Source organism: Haliscomenobacter sp., assembly GCF_041740695.1.
Lineage (GTDB): Bacteria > Bacteroidota > Bacteroidia > Chitinophagales > Saprospiraceae > Haliscomenobacter.
In genome coordinates this window covers 1-20,722 of the sequence record NZ_JBGSLK010000121.1, presented here as the reverse complement: position 1 = coordinate 20,722, position 20,722 = coordinate 1, and the positions used below count along the sequence as shown (strand labels likewise).

Genomic DNA, 20,722 nt, shown 5'->3' with positions numbered 1-20,722 from the left:
ATTTTTGCTTTGGCTTGTTGCTTCCCTGATCTGCTTTTGCTATCTTTGACATGGGCTGGTTTTGGTTGGGTTTTTCTTCGCAAAAGCAAATTTAACCGGATCAGCCTATTTTTTTAGCGGAGATTCATGCAACAACGCCTTACAAAACCTCTTTCTGTACATAAGAGATTTGTACAATGCCTCCGATGCCTGTTATGACTTCGAGAAAGAATCAGGGAATTCAAAATCCCCAGAAGTAAATTTTTGGGAAATAGGCAAGTTATTGAATCTCGCAAAGCAGAGCGACCAAAAACGCCTCACTGAATTCAGTCTAAGCATTGGGAATTCGCTAACTCCTTCTGATTACCTTCTGAAAATAAAAAGAACTGCCATACCAGTTGAGCCAAAAGTGCCAACCGAGTTAACTGAATGGTCAATAATCAATCGTTCAGGTTCAATTCCCACCATAGTTTTCAAAGCAGAGATTGAGATTGTTGAAAAATTCGAGCAATCAGAGCAAAGAGTTAGAGCGTTGGAACGCTTAAATTCTCAATCCCAATCAACGTTCTTTGAAAGCCCTTTTCCAACGTCGTTAGTGGGCTGGATTGAAAAGATTGGTGATAAAATTTTAAAAAAATCCGAAAAGAAAACCATTATAAGGTTTGAAAATGACCCCAAAAGGGTCGAGATTGGAAATCAGTTTAAAGCCGAATTTGCAAAATACTTTGATACATACGAAGTTCCTATCAAAATCAACAAAGTCTATGACGCTTTACATACACTTCATTACGAATTGAAAGGGAAGGACAATAAAAGACTGTACGTTTCATTTGGGTTGATAAATGGTAAAATTGGAAACCAGAATTACCGAAATTTTCTTTTTCATGTACCTTTAAAACTTGGGTTGAGAACCCAAGAGATAAAATTAGAGTTTGACACCTTTGCAACCAAGATACTTTGTGAACAGTATTTTGTAGAATTATTTGATGCTCATTTTACGAATGAAACCCCATCAATAATTGAAGGGCGTAAAAAAGAAGTTCTATTGGCGATTGATAAATTCAATGCTTTGCCTAAAGAATTTTTTTTTGATGCCGACTTTATTAGAACGGAATATTACGATAAGGGATTAGAAATTTTGGGAGGTTTCCCTCAAAAAGAGTACGCCTACTTTAAAAACGAGGAGTTGAATTATGACTTTCAAAGTCAGCCAATAAACAACCAAATTACCTTTAGTTTCTCGCCAATCATTCAACCAAAACTAGTTGAAAGTCAGATAGCGACGTCAAAAGATGCAAATAACATCATCAATAAAATTAACGAATTACAAGCAAGTGGAAACTTGCATTTAATACCTGATTATTTCAAAAAACTATTTTCAATTGAAGAGCTACAAACTTTAACGGCAGAGAACTCAAATGGAAATGGTATTTACCCACCTGATAATTTTAAAAGAGACACGGAGGACTTTAAAGGAACATCAATTTCAAACCATCGCTTTCTTTTCCCGCTCCCGTTCAATGACGAACAATTAGAAATTGCCAAGAGATTAAACGAACAGGATGCGGTAACCGTAAAAGGTCCGCCCGGCACGGGTAAAAGTCATACCATCGCTAATCTCATTTCGCACTTTGTCGCACAAGGCAAGTCTATACTCGTTGTTTCGCACAATGCCAAAGCATTAAGTGTCCTAAAAGATAAGTTACCAAGAGGCATTCAAGACCTCGCTGTTTCTTTGGTGAACGAAGGAAAAGGCAATGAAAGCCTAAAAGCGTCTGTAAATGCTATTATTCGGAATTTGGCTCAAAGATATGAAGAGGATAAAGTTATTGAACTTGAAAATCACCTTTCAGAAACCGAGAGAAATTATGCAGGTACTTTAAGCCAAATCTATAAGGCTATTCAGTCCAATGCACAACTATTTAAAATTTACAACCCTAAAACCAAACGATTGCAGGAAAAAACTGCCTATGAATGGGCAATCTTTCTTTTTGAGCAAAACGAAAATTATCAGACGCAAATAGTTAAAGACAAAGTAAATCACAACAAAAATACTGACGGGGTTTCTGCAAAACTCGCTGAATTGGCTATAATCGGGAATGATTTACAGCGAGATGATTTTGAATTGATAAATTTCACCTTTTTGGACGACGACAAATTTCTTGACCTCAATGAATTGCGAAAGTTAGAAATCCAGTTACAAGAAATAACTAGTCGCATAAATCCAGCAGATTACAGTCAAATCAAAACTGATGTTTTTGATGAAAAATTGAAAAGCCAAATAGCAAGTTTTGAAACAGAATTGGCTCGTTTTGAAAACTCGAATATCCCTACAATAATCTACAAACACCCGAATTTCAATATTGCTTTGCTCAAAAACATTGTTTCGCAGAGCAGCGATTTAAGAAAACAGATACAAGTAGCAGAGGATAAATTATTGTCGTACCAAATTGATTTAGCCCCAATTCAAGATACCGACCCAGATATTTTATACCAACAGGTAAATCAACTTATTGTGAAGATTGGTGATGCCAAAACACTTGGGTTAGTGGCAAAAACTTTTTTGGATAAAAACCTGAAACGCTTTTTTGATTGTAAAGTCAATTTTATTGCTGCTAATGGAATTGACCAATTCAAAATTATTGAAACGGAAATAAACAGAAGAAAAAACATAAAGCAACTTTCAATAACATTCAATAATTACCTTAAAACGTTTGGGTTACCTCAACAAACAGACATTTTAGAGACGTTGAAGGAAATTGATTTTACAGTAGATTTTTCAAACTTTGTCAGCACGTTCAATGAATTGCTTCGTGAAAAGTCGCTGCCACCAATTTCTGTAACGTCTTCTGATTTACAAGAAAAATTGACGTATTTGAGAAATGTACAGCATTTTTCACAATACGAAATTGTTACGACATTTTTAAAAGAAACCAAAACTAGATTATTAAACCACATTAGCCCGTATCCAATAGTTTTCAATATCACAAATTCTATTGAAAATGTGGAAAGGGCAAATTATGAACTGCAATTAGCCGAGTACCGTTCAAAACGAGAAAAACAGAAACAGGCAATTCAATTTGAGCGATTATTTAGAGAGGTTAATGAAGTTCTTCCGATTACAGCAAATTTCATCAAAGCAGAATGTCAAAAATCTAATTCCGTAGTCGTAGATGTGGAAGATGCCGAAATGGATTTGTTTTTCTTGAAAATTGATGACTTCCTTTCCTTCATTACAGTTCAGACCAAAGGCTCAGAAAAATTGCTTTCAGATTTGCAAACAATAAAACGAAATATTGAGAAACAAACAGCAGATATAATTGCATACAAAACGTGGTTTTACAAATCAAGGAAAGTTACCTACACCCAAAAATCCGCCCTGAATGCGTGGCTAAATGACCTTATCAATATTGGCAAGGGATTTGGAAAAAATACGGCAAGAAATATAGCATCATCAATCACAAACATGCAGGTTGCAAAAGGCGCAGTCCCTATTTGGATTATGCCGCAAGAAACAGCCGTTACATTTTTTCCCGATGCCACACCTGAACAGTTTGATTTGCTCATTATTGACGAGGCAAGCCAATGTGATATAAGCAGTTTGAACCTTGTTTTTCGTTGTAAGAAGTCATTGATAGTTGGCGACGAAAACCAAACGTCCGTAGTTGCCGACCGCAGCATTTTCACGATTGACAGAACCAACGAATTACTTGACAAGTATCTAATTTCACACCGCTTCAAAACTCAATTCGATGTAAATAACAAGAACAATAGTATTTATACGATTAGCGGCGTTATTTATCCAAACATTGTTACTTTGACGGAGCATTTTAGATGCTTGCCAGAAATAATCGGCTATTCCAACCGCCATGTTTACAATTCCGACATAGTGCCGTTGAAAACGGCAACGGAAAAAACATATGGCGAACCTATTGAAGTTCATTATGTAGAAGACAATTACTTGGATGAATACAAACCTTTAATTGTTAAAAAAGTAGTTGAGGAGATTGAAAGTTTTATTATCGCTCATCAAAATCAAGAATTGAAGCGATTGCCAACAATTGGGATTCTGACTTTGGATAGTTCGAATACGAAACATCAGAATTGGCTGATTAAGCAAATTTCGCAAAGTGACCTGATAAAGTATCACGAGGATAAGTTAGAGTTGTTAATTGGTACTTCAAGGGAGTTTCAAGGAGATGAAAGAGATATCATGTTTCTAACGATTACAGCCAGCCACAGTTTTAGTGAAAGAGATAATCAAATAAGACCGCCAAGAGCAGCGTCAGCAGAGGAGTATATGCGAATATTTAACGTTGCAGCAAGTCGGGCAAAAGAGAAGTCCATAGTTGTGCATAGTATTCATCCTGATGCGGTTGCAATCATGAACCCAGAATGCTACCGTAAGAAACTGCTTGATTATTACAGTAACATTAGCATCGGGCAAGACGGGACAAAAGGTATTCGGAATTTACAGACATTGATAAATCAAGTTGATGCCAATTCAGGTGAGTTCGAAAAGACAGTTTGTAAATTTTTATACAACAACGAATTAGGTGATTTTCTCTTTCCACAATTTGAGGTTGGCAAGTATCGAATTGACTTTGGACTGATAAAAAACAATAAGAAATTGGCGATTGAGTGCGACGGTTTCACTTATCATTCGGGAATTGAAAAAATCAAAGAAGATATAACCCGACAACTGATTTTAGAGCGAGCAGGCTGGCGTTTCTTTCGTATTCAAAGTACAGATTGGTTTTACAAAAATGAATATGTTAGCCGCCAACTCCTGAATTGGATAAATGAAAATACGTCCGAAAGGTAGCAAGCATACCTTTTAATAAAATACACATAAATTCTTAATAATCAGTAAAATAAAAATGAGCCGAACGTGGGCTTCCCTGGCAGCCGTTGCGTCAGCAGGCGGTTGCCGGGGAAGCCCACGTTCGGATATACAAAGTAAAGAAAACTAATTGTGTTGCAATTTACTATTTTTACCTAATTCCTGTATCTTTCCACAAATATTCGACCAATGGATTTTGCACAGACCGATGAAGGATTGAATACGGCTTTTATCGAAGCAGACAGACACAACTGGACAAAAGAAGAAAGAATAGCGTATGATAATGTAGCCATTAAAGAGGCTGATGAAAAGCAAGAAAAAATAATGGTGGCTGAAAAAGCCCATGAAAAAGGGATGGAAGAAGGAAAAATGGAAATGATACTTGGTATGCATGAAGAAGGCCTCTCCGTTCCACAAATAGCGAAAGTATCCAAAAAAACCGAAGAAGAGGTTGCTCAAATTATTGAAAATCATAAAAATAAAAAGTCTTAGCCCCCCCATTCCTCCTTTATTTCCCCTAACTTGGAAAAAAACAACACATGTCAACCAAAAACAAAAAACAGTTTGGCGTATGGATGGATTCCCATCATGCGATTATTGTCGGCAAGGAAAATATTGAGGATGAGGATTTTGTTGCACTGGGAACGGTGGACAATCCTGGTTCAGCCGGTAATTCCAATGAAAATGCAGCCAACAACCACGGAATTGCGTTGACGCAGAAGTTCTTCAAGGAAATAGCTGCGATTATGCCCAACGTAGATGAGGTCCATGTGACTGGGACGGGTCAGATTCAGGAACAATTCATTCATTTCCTTACCGACACGCCACAGTATAAAAATGCCGTGTCTACAACCAGCACCTCAAATAAAATGCCGGAGGAGCAGTTGATTACTTTTATTTCCGAGCATTTTAATTGATCAAACGAATGATGGGTTAACCGTACCCAAAGCGTGAAGTTGCCAACATTCCCCTCCTTGTTGCAACTCCCTTCACGCTCAATTCCGCACCACATTCCGCATCCACACCCCATTCTCCGTCTCCACCCGTACAAAATACATCCCGGCAGGTACTGGCCCTAAATCGATCGAAGCCTCCTGATTGTTCAGGATTTGCACCTGCGCTGCGTTGACCAACGCACCATTCACACTGTTCACGATCACCCGGCGGATGTCGCCAGCGCGTTCTTCCAGCACCACACGGGTAAGGCCAGAAGTTGGATTCGGATACAGCGCAAAACCACCCTTCTCCACCTCCGCAGTTCCAACCGTAAGCCCACTCGTACGCGCCACCAACCAAAGTTTAGGGTCAAACTGCGCCTGAGTGATGTTAAAACCAGGATATACTGTAAACTCTTGCCCATTGAAGGTATTTTCCAAACGCACTTCGTAGGTTTTGCCTCCGGCACCGGTCAGCACAATTGGCACAGGCATTTCAAAAAAGGAAACCGAGTTGTGCGAAGTTGTCTGATTCAGGCGAATGATCACTTTTTGGTCGCCCTCTTGACGAACACCGATCTGGTAAGTCGGATACCCTTGACCGTAGTACCAATCCTTAAAAAACTCGGTCAAGTCTTGTTTGCCAGCCGCTTCCAAATGGGCTTTGAACTGGGGCGTTTTGGCGAAGCCATAAGCGTGCTCCGGCGCGTTGAGGTAATTGCGTACCCCTTGAAAAAAGGCTTGGTCGCCCAATTTCCAGCGCAACATGTGCAAGACCATCGCCCCTTTATTGTAAGACAATCGACTGCTGAAAATGCGGCTGACACTGGTCGTATCCGTCACAAAAACACTGCCGCCAGCCTGGCTGATGGCACTATTGATTCGTCCACTTTTAAAGCCATTCCAAAATTGCGGTTGCAAAAACTCGTAAGCCAAGCCGGAGAGGTAGGTGGCAAAACCCTCGTTGAGCCAGATGTCCTCCCAGGAGCCACAGGTGGTGTGGTCGCCAAACCACTGGTGCGCCAACTCGTGGGCAAGCAGTTCGTAACCATAGTTGATCACGAAAGTCATGGTTTGGTGCTCCATGCCCCCACCCCAACTGAACTGGGCGTGTCCATACTTTTCCTTGTGAAAAGGATAATCTACAAAAAGGGAATCGAATAACTCTATCACCGGGATAAGGGCAGCGGTGCCTGCTTGCGCTGAGGTTTTGCTTTCGGGGTAAACGTAGTTTTCGATTGGCATGCGCCCCGATTTCAGCTCCGCGAAATCGGTATAACGCTCATAATTGGTGACCGCAAAAGCCACCAAATAGTTGGCGATCGGATAGCGGTGTTTCCAGCGGTAGGTTTTGTCGCTGCCTTTTTCAATTTCAGCAACCAGTAAGCCATTGCTGGCCGCTTTATAGGCCTTGGGGCAAGATACCCACATATCGAGGGAATCAATTTTATCGGTCAGGGTTTGTTTGCAGGGCCACCAATCACGGGCACCGTAGGGTTCGGAGAGGGTCCAGATGACTGGGGCACCATTATGGGTGGTTTGTTCAAAAGAGCCAAAACCGTTATTGGAGGGTTCGCCTTGCCAAAAGATGGTCAAAGAATCCAAAACGGCTTTGTTTAGTGCCTGGGGCAGGTTGATGCGCAAGACCAGATCGGCGTGAGTATAAGTGAGTTTTTTGCCTTTGTACAATACGGAATCCACCCGTAGCGGCTCGTTGAGGTCAAAATGGATGGCCGAAAAATCAGCTTCCAGGGTTTGGAAGTAGGTAGTGACTTTACCTTTGATGTAGCGCCGATTGGGGTCGATCGACAACTCCAGGCGGTGGTATGTTACATCGTAATCAGCGGAGGGCGCTACTTGCGGGCTCAACAAACTGGCGGTATAGGCTTTGGCTTCGGCCTCGGCAATGGTATTGATGTCGGCAGGGTTGAAACTGAGCGTTTGGGCATTGGTACTGAGCGTAGCAAGGAGGGCAATTAAAAACACGAAGTAAATTCTCATCTTTTCTGGTTATTTTCCACATTGTTTTCCTTAGACGCAAAGATATTGGATTCATCCTGCCCCATGACAGAATAGTTTGGCAAGTTAGGATACAATTGAAGAGATTCGAAGCGCTTACAAACCCATTTTTGCCGCCAGTCGCTCCAAGTGTTTTTGCACCATCCGAATTTCGAGGTAAGAAAAATCATCCCCCAGAGCCGCTTTTACTTCGCCTAAGAGCCCTGTTTCACTCTGCTGAAATTGAGCGACGATGGTTTGCATTTTGCTTTCCTCCACAAAATCCAGTACATCCAAATGCCCGGTGCCTACAAAATGAGCAAGGTGACCCTCGATGGTTGTAGGGGCAAATCCACGCTCGGCGGCGATTTCTTCAACGGTTTTTCCAGCTTTGTACAACTCGTAACTCAGCGTTTTGGTATCCGTTTTGGGCGGTTTGGGGGCTTCTTCCAAGTCTGGGAGAAACAATTGAATCTCCTGCATGCCATTTTTGTCTACATACGCATTCACCACATTCAAAATATCCGTGCCAAACTGTTTGATTTTGGCTGGCCCCATACCCTTTACCTTTTTCAGCGCAGCCGTGCTGGTCGGCAACATTTCAACCAATTGTAGAAGCGTTTTTTGGGGCAAAATCATGTAGCCCTCGGTGTCGTGACTGGCGGCCAGGTCTTCGCGCCATTTGTGCAGGGCGAAGTACAAATCTGGGTGAGAGGTTTGTTGAGCGACAGTCTTCTTATTGACCTTGGGTTTGGCTGGTGCGCGCAGGTAGTCGATTTCGGCGTTAGCTTTGGTTTGGAGGTACTGTTGGGCCACAAAACCCGACTTGGCCTGTATAAAGCAAGCTTTTTTGATGAACAGTTCTTTTTCCAGGAATTGCAGGGCTTCCAAAGCTAGTTTTTCGATGGCCTTGTTGTCGGTCGCCATCGGGATTTCTTTCAACAGGGGCATCAGTAGTTCCAGTTTTTCTTCAAAATAGCCACAAGCTTTTTGGATGCGCTGCTGTAAATCCGCATTTTCTTCCGGGAGAACGGCCTGTTGAAAATAGCCTTCGATTTGGGGTTTAAATTTGTCTCCGATTACCACAATTTCGTTGCGGCACTGCTGTTCAATGACCAACACCTGGGCCACGGCTTCGGAAGACACCGTGTTTTCATGGCTCAAAAAAGTGCGCTTGGCGTTTTCCAGATGCCGTTTTACCACCCGAAAATCGAACAGTTCATAGATCAAACCTTGTTGGTATTCGATTTTGGATTGGGTCAAATGGCTCTCATCCGGGGCGTTTTTATCGGCCTCTTCGGTGTAGTTTTTGACTACTGTATCGGTTCGCACGCTGGATTGGGCGATTTTGGAATAGAGTACAATGCCTTCAAAACTCTTGCAGCGACTCAGGGCCACGTACACCTGCCCATGCGCAAAGGCAGATTGCGCATCGATGATGGCGCGTTCGAAGGTCAAACCCTGGCTTTTGTGAATGGTGATGGCCCAAGCCAGTTTCAGTGGGTATTGTTTGAAGGTGCCGAGAATTTCTTCCTTAACTTCTTTGGTTTCTTCGTCCAGGGTGTATTTAACATTGTTCCATTCGTCGGGTTTGACGTCGATTTCTTCCGTGTCGCCGGGGCATTTCACATAAATCACGTCGTTGACGATGCGGTCTATTTTGCCAATCTTGCCATTGTAATAGCGCTTTTCCTGGGAGACGTCATTTTTGACAAACATCACCTGGGCATTGATTTTGAGTTCCAGGACTTCGTCGGTGGGGTAGGCAAAGTTCGGAAATTCGCCCGTGATGGTCGCCTTGTAGCGCACCACCGAACCCGGAATATACCCCAACTTTGAAGCATTGATGTCGCGGGCAGCCTGGTTGTGCGAAGTCAGGGTAATGTAAGCTTCTTCTTCTTTGGGTTGAAAATTGGCGATATAGCGGCTATTGAGCTGCGTGAGTACTTCCTGATCAATTTTGTTGTCGCGTACTTTGTTCAGCAGCGCGATAAAATGCTCGTCCGACTGGCGGTAGATGTGTTTGAGCTCGATCTGTACCGTATCGGTTTGTTGCAGGGCCTGACTGCCAAAGAAGTACGCGGTTTTGTAATGTTCGCGCAGCAAGCTCCATTCTTCGTCTTTGACTACGGGAGGCAACTGGTGCAAATCGCCAATCATCAACAATTGTACCCCGCCAAAGGGCCGTGAACGATCCCGGTGGCGGCGCAATACCTCATCTATGCCATCCAAGACATCGGCGCGCACCATACTGATCTCGTCGATGACCAGTAGATCGAGGCTTTTGATCAAATTGATTTTTTCGCGGTTGAAACGGCGCATGCGCGAAGGATCCTCCATTTGCCCCGGCAAATAAGGCCCAAATGGCAATTGAAAAAAGGAGTGAATGGTCATCCCCCCCGCATTGATGGCCGCTACTCCGGTGGAGGCTACCACCACCATCCGTTTGACCGATTCCAGGCGGAGTTGGCGTAAAAAGGTTGTTTTTCCTGTACCAGCTTTGCCAGTCAGAAACACATTTTTGCGGGTATTGCGCACATAATCGAAGGCTAGTTCCAGTTGTGGATTGCGCTGCAGATCCATTGAATTTTCGTTTTGTGTGGATAAACTAAAGAATACGCAAGTGCCAAACCGTGGATATGGTTTGTACACAAAACGAAAGGCAAGATGCAAAGAATAGTTTTAAACTAAGTAGTGGGGCAAAAATAAGTGCTCATTTTTCTTGAGCCAAAGGATTAGATAAGTTACTTGAAATGAACCGTTTTCTTATCTAATCCTTTGGCAAAATGAGCACTTATTTTTTTTCGCCCCTGAAAGGCAAAACAAAAATATGGGTTTAGTTTTACATAAACAAGATTTGGTGGAAAAATAGTTGAGGGAGGTTGAGAAAGTAGAGGAGGTTGAGAAGGTTGAGGCTGCCGCAGCGACTTAGACGCGACCTTGTTCAAGTCGCTGCGGCAGCCTCAACCTTCCTAAACCTCCCTCAACCTTCTCAACTAAAATTACAGATTTCCACGCCGCGCCTGTTCCCGCTCAATCGCTTCAAAAAGCGCCTTGAAATTGCCTTTGCCAAAAGAAACCGCTCCCTTGCGTTGGATGATTTCAAAAAACAAGGTAGGGCGATCTTCCACGGGTTTGGTGAAGATTTGCAGGAGGTAACCTTCCTCGTCGCGATCCACGAGGATATTCAGGTTTTTGAGGGGTTTCAGGTCTTCGTCGATTTTACCCACCCGTTCCAACAAGTCATCGTAATAACTGGCGGGTACTTCAAGGAATTCCACGCCCCGGCTGCGCAATTCACCTACCGTTTGGATGATGTCGTTGGTGGCTACAGCAATGTGTTGTACACCCGGACCGCCGTAAAAGTCGAGGTATTCATCCACCTGCGACTTTTTGCGGCCAGCGGCGGGTTCGTTGATGGGGAATTTGACGTAGCCATTGCCGTTGGAGACCACCTTGGACATCAGGGCGGAGTATTCAGTAGAAATGTCCTTGTCGTCGAAAGTGAGCAGCAGTTTGAAACCCATCACTTCTTCATAAAATTTCACCCACTGGTTCATTTGGCCCAACTCCACATTGCCGACGCAGTGATCCACGTATTGCAAGCCCACACTGCCGCGGAAGGCAGCACTTTTGCGGACTACAAAGCCAGGCAGGAATATTCCTCGATAGTTTTTACGTTCTACGAAGGTGTGGATGGTATCGCCGTAGGTTTTGATGGAAGCAATCACAACTTCCCCAGTTTCATCCTGCAAAACTTTGGGTTCAGCGGCTGATTCTGCTCCTCTGCGCAGCGTTTCCGCGTACGCAAGGCGGGCATCTTCCACCCACAAGGCCATCACTTTGACTCCATCGCCATGGCGGCGTACGTGTTCCGAAATTTCGGAGGAGGGAACCAAGGAGGTGGTGAGCACCAGGCGGATTTTGCCTTGTTGCAAGACATAAGAGGCGCGATCTTTCACCCCCGTTTCCGGACCGGCGTAGCCGATCATTTCAAAGCCAAAGGCGTGTTCATAAAAATGGGCAGATTGTTTGGCGTTCCCGACGTAAAATTCGAGGTGGTCGGTGCCGAGTAGCGGCAGGAAATCGGTGGGGGTATTCAGGGCGGTTTGGGGATTTTCGAGAATGTGTGGCATGCGAATTTGGTTTTATTTGGTTACGACTAAGGAAAGGTCATCCCGAAGTATTCAGAAAACTACCAAAGCGACATTCTTCATCACAAAGGACCCAAAGGCAGCACAAAGGACACAAAGTTAGATGTTGACAACGCTTTGCTCTGTGCCCTTTGTGCTGCCTTTGTGTCCTTTGTGATCATTTTTTCGTTTTGAAACTTCGGGATGACAAGCTTATGTTTCTGCAAAGTTTCTCCAAAAGCCTCTCCCAAACCAATACAATTTTCTAATTTTGTCATAAGCAAAACTTATACTGAATTATGGAACTACGTCAATTGCGCTATTTTGTGGCCGTGGCCGAGGAACTGCATTTCAGTAAAGCGGCCCAGCGGCTGTACGTTTCTCAACCTGCCCTGAGTCAACAAATTGCCTTATTGGAAAATGAGATTGGGGTGGAGCTTTTCATCCGCGCCAGCCGCCAGCACCTGCGCAAGGTAGAGCTCAGCGAAGCCGGGCAACACTTTTTTCTAGCCGCACAAAAGATACTGCAACTCAGCCAGCAAGCCATTGAACAAGCCCGTGAAATCGGCTTGCACCAGCAAGTGCTACATGTAGGCGTGTACAAAACCGCCTTGCGTGAACGCATCGTGGAATTGCTGCAAGTGCTCAATCGGGATTTCCCCAATGTGGAGGTCAAACTGGTGGAATTCCCTACCCCTCAGAGTGTGCAGGAAGCCGTGCTGGCTGAAAAAATTGATCTGGGCTTGACGCTACTCCCGCTGCACTACGCGGAACTCAATGCCAAAGTCATCAACAAGGGCAGCCTACGGATCATCCTCTCCCAGCAACACCCCCGGGCGCTGGAAGCCTCACTCAGTCTGGAATCCCTGCGCGATGAACGTTGGGTGGAAATCACCCGCAGCCTACACCCGGTGTACGATGAGATTGAGCAGATGTGCCAATTGGCAGGTTTTAGCCGCATGGGCAAAATTGTGCAGGAGGTGTCTTCTTTGGAGCTGTTGATCAGCTTGGTGGAAGTGGGTCGGGGCATCGCCTTTATTTCTTCGGCTTATGACCTCAGTAGGGAGCCAAATATTGTGGTGAAGGAATTGGTGCATATGGATGACAGCCCTTTTGTTTCGGTGGCGATTGAAAGTGCGCTGGTGTACCTGGGGAAGAACGGGTCGCCGCTAGTGAGGGCAGTGGTTGGGGGGATCGGGGAAGGGATGCTGGTGTGAGCGGTCGCTGATGAGGTTCTGGCGACTGGTGGGGAACCGAAAGGGCGATGCCCTTCCTGAGAGATGGCGCCCTTGCAGGGCTAGGTTATGATGAGAGATGGCGCGCTTGCAGGGCTAGGTTATGCGCTCACTTTTTTTGAACGCGCTCTGTGTAGCTGGATTCAGTTGACAAATACACTTTCGTACTTATGGAACTAAAGTCATTCATCCAAAAAATACATCCACTATCGCCACTACTTCTGGATGAGTTGGTGGCCAGTTTTCAGCATTTCGAGTTCCCAAAAAATTACTACCTACTGAAACAAGGCCGCACTTGTCATCAGCTTTGGTTTTTGGTCAAGGGGGCCGTGCGTTATTTTTATACCGACGGGGAGGGAAAAGAAGTCAATGTCTGGTTCTCTTTTGAACCCGATATCCTTGCAGACACCCCCAGTTTGATCCAACAAACTCCAGCGTTGGAGAGCATTCAACTCCTGGAGGATTCCAGCGTATACGCCATCGATTATGCAGTATTGCAGCGCTTGTTGCAGCAGCACCATGCCTTGGCTTTGTGGTACATCAAACTTTTTGAAACCTACTACGTCCCCCAAATGGAGGATCGGGTCAGTGACTTACAGTTCTTGAATGCCCGGCAACGTTATGAAAAGTTGCTCGGACAATTTCCTGACATCACCAACCGCATCAGCCTGGGGCACATTGCCTCTTACCTCAACATTTCGCAGGAGACTTTGAGCAGGATTCGATCGGGTAAGCAGTGAGCACTTGTTCATTTTTTTGATCTAGATCAAATCGCTTTTTGACATAGCTCAAAGACATCCAACAAACAAGTCCAGAACTTTGCAGGGTCAATCATTCTCAATGTTTAACCCTACCAACCATGAGTTTTCAGGATTTAATTGGACATTTCTTTGGGGCATTTTTAGAGCAAACCATTGTTTACCTCCTTTTCAGTGTGCCGCTCTTCCTCATTTTTTGGGTGATCTGGAAAAAGAAGTTTCAGCGCATCAGGATTCAAAGCCAGCCCCAGGCGAGCACCCATCATTTCAAGCATGATTTATGGCACTCTGGCAGTACCCTGCTTGTCTTTGTGGGGATGGACCTCGTGCTGTTGTATTTGCAATCGCAGGGTTACACTCGCTTGTATGCTCAGCCCGATCAATACGGATGGTGGTGGTTACCGCTGAGTTTTGCCTTGCTGCTTTTCCTCAATGACACCTTTTTTTACTGGTCACACCGCGCCATGCACCACCCTAAACTGTATCCGTTTTTTCACCGGGTACACCACGAAAGCACCGACCCTTCGCCCCTGACTTCTTTTTCTTTTCATCCATCTGAGGCGCTTGTTGAAAATGCGATGGGCTTTTTATTACCCTTTGTGCTCCCTTTACACATTGGGGTGATTATTGCCTGGCAGCTGTATGACATGCTCAACAATGTGGTTGGGCATTTGGGATACGAAGTGTATCCTAAAGGGTGGACCAAAATCCCCATCTTAAAATACAAAACCCCTTCCACCCATCACAACATGCACCACCAGTTCTTTGATGGCAATTATGCCCTATACTTTACCTGGTGGGACAGATGGATGGGCACAGAATTCAAAGATTACGAAACTCGTTATGAAGCGATTTTCAATCGAAAACCAACTCAGGAACAAGCTTCTATGCTGGACGCTAAAAACGTTCAAGGCAGTGTTGTAAAGGCAAAAGTTACCGCCCAAATCGACAGAACTACGTACCATTTTGAAGTAGGTGATTCCGAAACCATCTTACAAGCGGCTTTGGCTCAGCACATCCCTTTGCCTCATTCCTGCAAGCGAGGCCTTTGTGGTACGTGTAAGATGCATTGCATTGGTGGTGCTGTTCAATTGCAGAAGCAGGGTGCACTGACAGATGCGGAAGTGGCAGCGGGCTATATTTTGACCTGTCAGGCTTTGCCGCTGAGTGAGGTTGTTTCGATTGAAGGATGATTAGGAGGCCCAGTTGCAGGAAACATTTATCTGCCGTTTAATTGGTAAGAATATAGGTCCCCGAATAGGAAAAATATCAAAAACGTGTATTTTGAATTACTACTTGGGAAAGGAACGAATTGAAAACTTAAAACTCACGTTAAATTTAAGGCCTTTAACCCCAAAGCATCAAGTTTTCTAACAAAACAAACTCGAGTCATATGCGGTATTCACTCCTCCTAATTCTCTTCCTGCTGAGCCTCCCCCTCATGGCTCAACGGGACCAAACTGTAATCAACAACAAAGAGTTCAACAGCGTCTTCCGCAAGGTAAAAACTGGCAACTTTAATGGAACAGCTAATGGTGTTTTGTTCATTAGGAATACCGAATTGCAGGAAGTGATTTTGGATTTCCAGGGCAGCAAAGCCCGATTAAACATCGAAGCTGATGTAGAAGAAGTTTACGATGTGAGCACCAAAAGGTACCGAGCTTCAACCACCAGCGGCAAAACCGGCATTGAATACAATACCTACAACTATGGCAACGAGTTAATCATAAAGCTTTCCAAGGATACTTTCCAAGTTGGGCTATTGGATGGAGCCAGTGATGCCGTAATTGATGGAGTGAAATATTTCTATAAAGCCGAAAAAGAAACGGAATATTTGATCCTGAAAATTGAAAAGGTATTGATTTTAAGCAACTTTCGTACTCTTATAAACGGGATGAAACGCAACGGAGAAACCTTAGAGTCTATAAAACCAAAAGAAAAACTCATTGAATTGTTACCTAATTCAGTGATCGTTTTTGCTATCAATCGAAACAATAATTGAATCAATAAATTATCTTCGTCCTCAAACAATCTACGGCTCAATATGACCACCAACCTACCCATCACCATCCCTCTCTCCAAAGGCAAACTTTTGCTCTCCACCTTTGGCGCATTCGCCTTTGTCGCCATTGGTTTTTGGTTTGTACTGGTGCCACCTAGTAGAACGGGTTCGTCTGTGGAATCAACTTTCCTGATGGTTTTAGGTCTTGTTGCTATTCTATTTTTCGGCGGCATTGCCCTGCTGATCATCCGTAAACTTTTCGACCCGCGTCCAGGATTAATCATCAATGAAGAGGGCTTAACCGACAACTCCGGTGGACTTTCCGCTGGGCAAATTTTATGGCAAGACATTGAAGACATTTCGGTTTTGCAAATCCAGCGCCAGCGATTGATGCTCATTTTGGTCAAAAATCCTCAGGATTACATTGATCGGCAAAGCAATGGCTGGAAGCGGAAATTGATGGCCATGAACTACCGGCAGTACGGCACCCCTTTAAGCATCAGCACCAATGGCCTAAAAATTACATTCGCAGAATTGGTGGAGATTCTGAAGCATCATTTGGCTACATTTCATCAGAAAACGAGGTAAAAGTTTAGCGCCTCGCCTTCGGCGATGTAAGACAATTATTATTTGTTAAATTTAGTTGAAAATAAACTAGATGTTTGCGTGTAAATATTAAGACTAACTCAATAATTTCAACTGAGTTAAACAATTATCCATGGCAAGAATGACTAAAGAAATCAATTCCGCTTCTCAAGACGAAGTATCTAGCTACGGGGATGCTGGATGTAATCTCTCTAATTTGCACTACTTTCCTTTTTTGCTAAGGCATGAAAAATATGACAACCAACATTATCACACAATATATCTATTTGACACAGAGAGCAATAAAGGAAATCAAGTCTTTATTCAAATTTTTCCCGAACCTAATGGAAGACCTGAGTACATAACTACGTTAAGCAACTATACCAGTCTTAAAAAAAATTACAAATTGAGTGTCCAAACTAACCACTTCAAAGAAGAATTTATCCAAGCCAACCACCAAAACTTTAAAGAACACGGCGTTATTCAGGTAAAAGATGGTGTATCGAGATTTAGGCTAGTGTATTATTTTGTAGGTGTTTTTAGATCAGTTATTCTGGTTTTGTCTACTAGCGAAGACCATAATTTTGATGAAATTGGCTTATTTAACTATGTCAAAGGAAATTTAGTCCTACTTGATAAGCCAGTTGATTTTAATTTAATTTAACTCCCTTCTCAAAACTCAATCATGCAATCAGAATCCGCCCCCCTCATCCAAGCCACTGAACTACTACAACTCGCCAACTCCCCAGACTTGGTCCTCATCGACGCCACCAACGGCAAAAATGCCCGGGAAAATTACGCCCAAAAACACCTGGCGGGTGCCCTATTTGTAGACCTCGACAGCCAACTGGCGGACATCAAAGCTGATGTGTCCAACGGCGGCAGGCATCCCTTGCCTACCCTGACACAATTTTCCGAAACCTTGGGCAAACTCGGCATCAACCCCCAAAGTCACGTCGTGGTGTACGACGACAAAAGTGGGGCCAATGCGGCGGCCCGCTTTTGGTGGATGCTCCTGGCCATCGGACATCCCAAGGTGCAAGTCATCGACGGTGGTATCCAGGCCGCTGAACGAGCTGCTTTTCCAATGAGTACTAGCCCAGCGCAGCCGAAAGAATGTCTCCCCTACCCCATCGCTGCCTGGGAATTGACCCAGGCCGATATGGCCGAAGTGGAACAAATCGCCCAGGATCCCGATTACCTGGTCATCGACGTGCGGGATCATGACCGCTACCTGGGTTTGGTGGAACCCATTGATTTGATTGCCGGGCATATTCCTGGGGCCATCAATATTCCGTTCAGCGAAAACCTGGATGCTAGTGGTTTATTCAAGTCTCCAGCCGAGTTAAAGGCCATATACCAGGATGCTTTTGCCGAAAGACCCGCCGATCAATTGATCGTTCACTGCGGCTCGGGGGTGACGGCTTGTCACACTTTGTTGGCAGTGGCACAGGCTGGTTTGGAGATTCCCAAACTCTATGTCGGCTCCTGGAGTGAGTGGTCGAGGAATAAATGTTAAATGTTTTGCGTGGGTGAATTTTTGTTGTTATCTTATGCAGCAAAAAGGTAAAACAACTACTATGCTACAGAACCAATTCCTTTCCTTCCTATCTATGTATGGCTTTAAAGCGGAGTTTAAAACTTTGGTGGAGGCAGCGAAGAAGTTATGAACAGGCTATTGCTGTGTTTTAGTTTGCTGCTGGGCTCCATCAAAATCTTTGCAACGGCCCAAATCCCTGATCTTCTTGTCTACAAAGGAGATACCCTAATGCTTTATGCCAATCCTTTGGAATTGCTCCCCAACATCGATTCTTTTAGGAATAAAATGTTTGGACGAAAAGTTGTCGGGTCAACAGCTTGCTGGCGAGGTTATCAAGCGGAGTGGACGGTTATAAACCAAGAATTGTTTTTAACAGCCATTTACAGTTGTTCTGATGAAGATGAGAGGCCAAAAGCCGATTTGAAAAAATTGTTTGGGGAAAAATGTAAAGAAGGAAAAGTAGGAGCGGATTGGGTAAGCGCCAAAATAATTGCGCCTCAAGGCAAAAGACTTTATTATGTTCATATGGGTTATGAGTCCCTTTATGAATTCGAAAATGAATTTCAATTTAAAAAAGGTAAACTACTTCAGGTCATCATTTATGATAATTCAAAATCCAGGTCCTCCATTTATAGCCAGGATAGCGTTTTAAGAAAATTCATTTATAGCCATATCAATTGGGAAATACTGCATGAAGATTCTATTGTTGCCAAGATAGTGGTACAATTTTCAGCCAATGAACAAGGCGTAATTGATCAGATAAAAGTGATGCGGGGACATAGCCAGGTTTATGATCAGGAAGCAATCAGGGTAGTCCATTCCATCCCGGAATGGGATGTATTTTACCGTCGGGGAAAACATGAACGAAGAGCGTGGAATTTGCCGATCCATTTTAGCCCTGAAAATCGTAAAAATTATGCTCAATAACTTGGTCACGCTTTGTATCTTGTTCAGTACAAAACCAAGTTCACCATGCGTCTTTCCCTAGCCTTACTCCTATTGGTATGCCTACTCAACAGCTGTCAATCCGAATCAGCCCCTCCCAAAGGTTCTACCCAATACAGCGACCTGATTGCCCTCTTCAAAAACTGGCGCAATTTTGAAACGCCACCCTTACGCGATGAAGCGCCCGATTATACTGCTGCCACTTTTCAAAAACGCCAACCCACGTTCAAAAAACTGCAAGCCCAACTCCTGGCCATGGATACCAGCAACTGGAGCATCCCCCAACGGGTAGATTGGACCATCCTCTGGGCGGAAATGAACGGCTACGATTTCAACCAGCGCGTGCTCCAACCCTGGACGCGTGACCCCGCTTTTTACCAGTCCCTGTACACCGACCGCAGCGATGTGCCCGCGCATGAAGGCCCAACCCACCACCGGGTCACTGATCTTTGGACCTATACTTTTCCATTGAGTCCAAAAGAAAAAGAACAATTGTTGGGCGATTTGTTGGTCATCCCTTCCCTGAATGAACAGGCTCAACTCAACCTCACTGGCAATGCCAAAGACCTCTGGATTGCCGGAATTCGCGACATTCGGACGCAAAGTGAAAATTTAAAAGCCATGCTGGATTTGCCCGGTGTAAAAACGGACGACCAAGTAGCCAAAACCATCCAAACCTGCATAACCTCCACCAATCAGTTCGTCACCTGGCTCGAAAAAGAGGCCAAAACCAAAACCGGGCCCTCCGGCATCGGCAAAGAAAACTACACCTGGTACCAACAAAACGTCCACCTCGTACCTCTGACTTGGGACGACGAAGTGATGCTCCTCAAACGGGAGCTCGCCCGCGCATGGTCGGCCCTCAAGCTGGAAGAGCACGCCAACCGCAAACTGCCCGAACTCATCGCCGTAGACTCCCCCGAAGCTTACGATGCCCTGGCCAAACGCGCCGCGCAAAGCCTGCTCAATTTCCTCAAAAACGACGAGATCATGAGCATGAAAGACTATTTTACCCCCGCACTAGAAGCGCATTTGGGAAAGTTTGTGCCTCAGGAAAAACGCAATTTTTTCTGGATCACCGTTCACTACGACCCGCGCCCGCTGTATTCCCATTTTTACCACTGGTTCGAACTGGCGCTGATGGATCAAGAGCCACATTCCAATGAAATTCGCCGCGCGCCCTTGCTCTACAACATTTTCGACTCCCACAATGAGGGCATTGCCACCGCCGTAGAAGAAATGTTCATGCAAGCGGGCTTGTACAACGACGATCCCCATGTCCGCGAGATTGTGTACATCATGCTGGCCCAGCGGGCTGCCCGCGGCCTGGGTTCTCTCTACGCCCACGCCAACGAGATGACCATGGAAGAAGCTGGAGGTATCCACATGGAATACACCCCACGGGGCTGGATGAAAACTGAGCCTGAATTGCGCATTTTTGAACAACACCTCTATCTGCGCCAGCCGGGTTATGGCACCAGCTACCTGACTGGGAAGTATTTGATTGAAAATGCCATGATGGATTTTGCCCGTTTGAAGGAGCTGAAACAAGAGCCTTTTCAGATCAAGGAGTTTTTGGATCGCTTCAATGGTATGGGGAATATTCCCGTGAGTTTGGGGCATTGGGAGATGACTGGGGTGGAAGCTCCGATATCAAGCAATTGATGATTTTCTTTTTTTGAGTGACGAGTTCAGAGTACATGACTTAAGAGTTTTGAAGTGGGCTACCGCAGCGACTTATACCAAGGCTGTGTCAAAGTCGCTGCGGT

The 20,722-nt window shown here is 44.6% G+C and carries 15 protein-coding genes; 12 read left to right on the top strand and 3 right to left on the bottom strand.

Annotation, left to right across the window (positions count from 1 at the left end):
• Positions 1 to 169 precede the first annotated feature (169 nt).
• The 3 genes from ACEW9O_RS24620 to ACEW9O_RS24610 all read left to right on the top strand — a co-directional run bounded on the left by ACEW9O_RS24620 (position 170) and on the right by ACEW9O_RS24610 (position 5,739).
• Positions 170 to 4,804: an AAA domain-containing protein gene (locus ACEW9O_RS24620; protein ID WP_373552881.1), complete on the top strand. Its 4,635-nt coding sequence runs from the start codon at positions 170 to 172 to the stop codon at positions 4,802 to 4,804.
• Between the two features lie 207 nt (positions 4,805 to 5,011).
• A complete protein-coding gene (locus tag ACEW9O_RS24615; protein WP_373552880.1) occupies positions 5,012 to 5,314 on the top strand; it encodes a hypothetical protein in 303 nt (100 codons plus the stop codon).
• 47 nt (positions 5,315 to 5,361) lie between these two features.
• Complete coding sequence (locus ACEW9O_RS24610; protein ID WP_373552879.1) at positions 5,362 to 5,739, top strand: hypothetical protein; 378 nt, start codon at positions 5,362 to 5,364, stop codon at positions 5,737 to 5,739.
• Between the two features lie 78 nt (positions 5,740 to 5,817).
• Here the strand turns inward: ACEW9O_RS24610 and ACEW9O_RS24605 are convergent, their stop codons facing one another.
• The 3 genes from ACEW9O_RS24605 to hppD all read right to left on the bottom strand — a co-directional run bounded on the left by ACEW9O_RS24605 (position 5,818) and on the right by hppD (position 11,891).
• Positions 5,818 to 7,758, bottom strand: a complete 1,941-nt coding sequence (locus ACEW9O_RS24605; RefSeq protein WP_373552878.1) for a M1 family aminopeptidase — start codon at positions 7,756 to 7,758, stop codon at positions 5,818 to 5,820.
• A 114-nt stretch (positions 7,759 to 7,872) separates the two neighbouring features.
• Positions 7,873 to 10,338 carry a helix-turn-helix domain-containing protein gene (locus ACEW9O_RS24600; RefSeq protein ID WP_373552877.1) on the bottom strand — a complete coding sequence of 822 codons (2,466 nt, stop codon included), beginning with the start codon at positions 10,336 to 10,338 and terminating at the stop codon, positions 7,873 to 7,875.
• A gap of 419 nt (positions 10,339 to 10,757) precedes the next feature.
• Positions 10,758 to 11,891, bottom strand: a complete 1,134-nt coding sequence (gene hppD, locus ACEW9O_RS24595; protein WP_373552876.1) for a 4-hydroxyphenylpyruvate dioxygenase — start codon at positions 11,889 to 11,891, stop codon at positions 10,758 to 10,760.
• A gap of 296 nt (positions 11,892 to 12,187) precedes the next feature.
• On the opposite strand from hppD, the gene ACEW9O_RS24590 reads away from it, so the two are divergent.
• The 9 genes from ACEW9O_RS24590 (at position 12,188) to ACEW9O_RS24550 (ending at position 20,618) form a co-directional block, all read left to right on the top strand.
• Positions 12,188 to 13,105, top strand: a complete 918-nt coding sequence (locus tag ACEW9O_RS24590; RefSeq protein WP_373552875.1) for a LysR family transcriptional regulator — start codon at positions 12,188 to 12,190, stop codon at positions 13,103 to 13,105.
• 188 nt (positions 13,106 to 13,293) lie between these two features.
• Positions 13,294 to 13,863: a Crp/Fnr family transcriptional regulator gene (locus tag ACEW9O_RS24585; RefSeq protein WP_373552874.1), complete on the top strand. Its 570-nt coding sequence runs from the start codon at positions 13,294 to 13,296 to the stop codon at positions 13,861 to 13,863.
• Between the two features lie 119 nt (positions 13,864 to 13,982).
• A complete protein-coding gene (locus ACEW9O_RS24580; RefSeq protein ID WP_373552873.1) occupies positions 13,983 to 15,074 on the top strand; it encodes a sterol desaturase family protein in 1,092 nt (363 codons plus the stop codon).
• Between the two features lie 200 nt (positions 15,075 to 15,274).
• Entirely contained in the window at positions 15,275 to 15,883 is a 609-nt protein-coding gene (locus tag ACEW9O_RS24575; protein WP_373552872.1) for a hypothetical protein, read from the top strand.
• Between the two features lie 42 nt (positions 15,884 to 15,925).
• Positions 15,926 to 16,471, top strand: coding sequence for an STM3941 family protein (locus ACEW9O_RS24570; protein ID WP_373552871.1), 546 nt, complete (start codon positions 15,926 to 15,928; stop codon positions 16,469 to 16,471).
• A 130-nt stretch (positions 16,472 to 16,601) separates the two neighbouring features.
• Positions 16,602 to 17,132, top strand: a complete 531-nt coding sequence (locus ACEW9O_RS24565; protein ID WP_373552870.1) for a hypothetical protein — start codon at positions 16,602 to 16,604, stop codon at positions 17,130 to 17,132.
• A 21-nt stretch (positions 17,133 to 17,153) separates the two neighbouring features.
• Positions 17,154 to 17,987, top strand: a complete 834-nt coding sequence (locus ACEW9O_RS24560) for a sulfurtransferase (RefSeq protein ID WP_373552869.1) — start codon at positions 17,154 to 17,156, stop codon at positions 17,985 to 17,987.
• A gap of 147 nt (positions 17,988 to 18,134) precedes the next feature.
• Positions 18,135 to 18,935, top strand: a complete 801-nt coding sequence (locus tag ACEW9O_RS24555) for a hypothetical protein (protein ID WP_373552868.1) — start codon at positions 18,135 to 18,137, stop codon at positions 18,933 to 18,935.
• A 45-nt stretch (positions 18,936 to 18,980) separates the two neighbouring features.
• Complete coding sequence (locus ACEW9O_RS24550) at positions 18,981 to 20,618, top strand: hypothetical protein (protein ID WP_373552867.1); 1,638 nt, start codon at positions 18,981 to 18,983, stop codon at positions 20,616 to 20,618.
• The last annotated feature ends 104 nt before the right edge of the window (positions 20,619 to 20,722 follow it).

Excerpts from the sequence above, each read along its gene's own strand:
- ACEW9O_RS24565 (WP_373552870.1), top strand. The coding sequence starts at position 16,602 with ATGGCAAGAATGACTAAAGAAATCAATTCCGCTTCTCAAGACGAAGTA.
- ACEW9O_RS24590 (WP_373552875.1), top strand. The coding sequence starts at position 12,188 with ATGGAACTACGTCAATTGCGCTATTTTGTGGCCGTGGCCGAGGAACTG.
- ACEW9O_RS24580 (WP_373552873.1), top strand. The coding sequence starts at position 13,983 with ATGAGTTTTCAGGATTTAATTGGACATTTCTTTGGGGCATTTTTAGAG.
- hppD (WP_373552876.1), bottom strand. The coding sequence starts at position 11,891 with ATGCCACACATTCTCGAAAATCCCCAAACCGCCCTGAATACCCCCACC.
- ACEW9O_RS24585 (WP_373552874.1), top strand. The coding sequence starts at position 13,294 with ATGGAACTAAAGTCATTCATCCAAAAAATACATCCACTATCGCCACTA.
- ACEW9O_RS24615 (WP_373552880.1), top strand. The coding sequence starts at position 5,012 with ATGGATTTTGCACAGACCGATGAAGGATTGAATACGGCTTTTATCGAA.
- ACEW9O_RS24550 (WP_373552867.1), top strand. The coding sequence starts at position 18,981 with ATGCGTCTTTCCCTAGCCTTACTCCTATTGGTATGCCTACTCAACAGC.
- ACEW9O_RS24610 (WP_373552879.1), top strand. The coding sequence starts at position 5,362 with ATGTCAACCAAAAACAAAAAACAGTTTGGCGTATGGATGGATTCCCAT.
- ACEW9O_RS24600 (WP_373552877.1), bottom strand. The coding sequence starts at position 10,338 with ATGGATCTGCAGCGCAATCCACAACTGGAACTAGCCTTCGATTATGTG.
- ACEW9O_RS24560 (WP_373552869.1), top strand. The coding sequence starts at position 17,154 with ATGCAATCAGAATCCGCCCCCCTCATCCAAGCCACTGAACTACTACAA.
- ACEW9O_RS24575 (WP_373552872.1), top strand. The coding sequence starts at position 15,275 with ATGCGGTATTCACTCCTCCTAATTCTCTTCCTGCTGAGCCTCCCCCTC.
- ACEW9O_RS24570 (WP_373552871.1), top strand. The coding sequence starts at position 15,926 with ATGACCACCAACCTACCCATCACCATCCCTCTCTCCAAAGGCAAACTT.
- ACEW9O_RS24555 (WP_373552868.1), top strand. The coding sequence starts at position 18,135 with ATGAACAGGCTATTGCTGTGTTTTAGTTTGCTGCTGGGCTCCATCAAA.
- ACEW9O_RS24605 (WP_373552878.1), bottom strand. The coding sequence starts at position 7,758 with ATGAGAATTTACTTCGTGTTTTTAATTGCCCTCCTTGCTACGCTCAGT.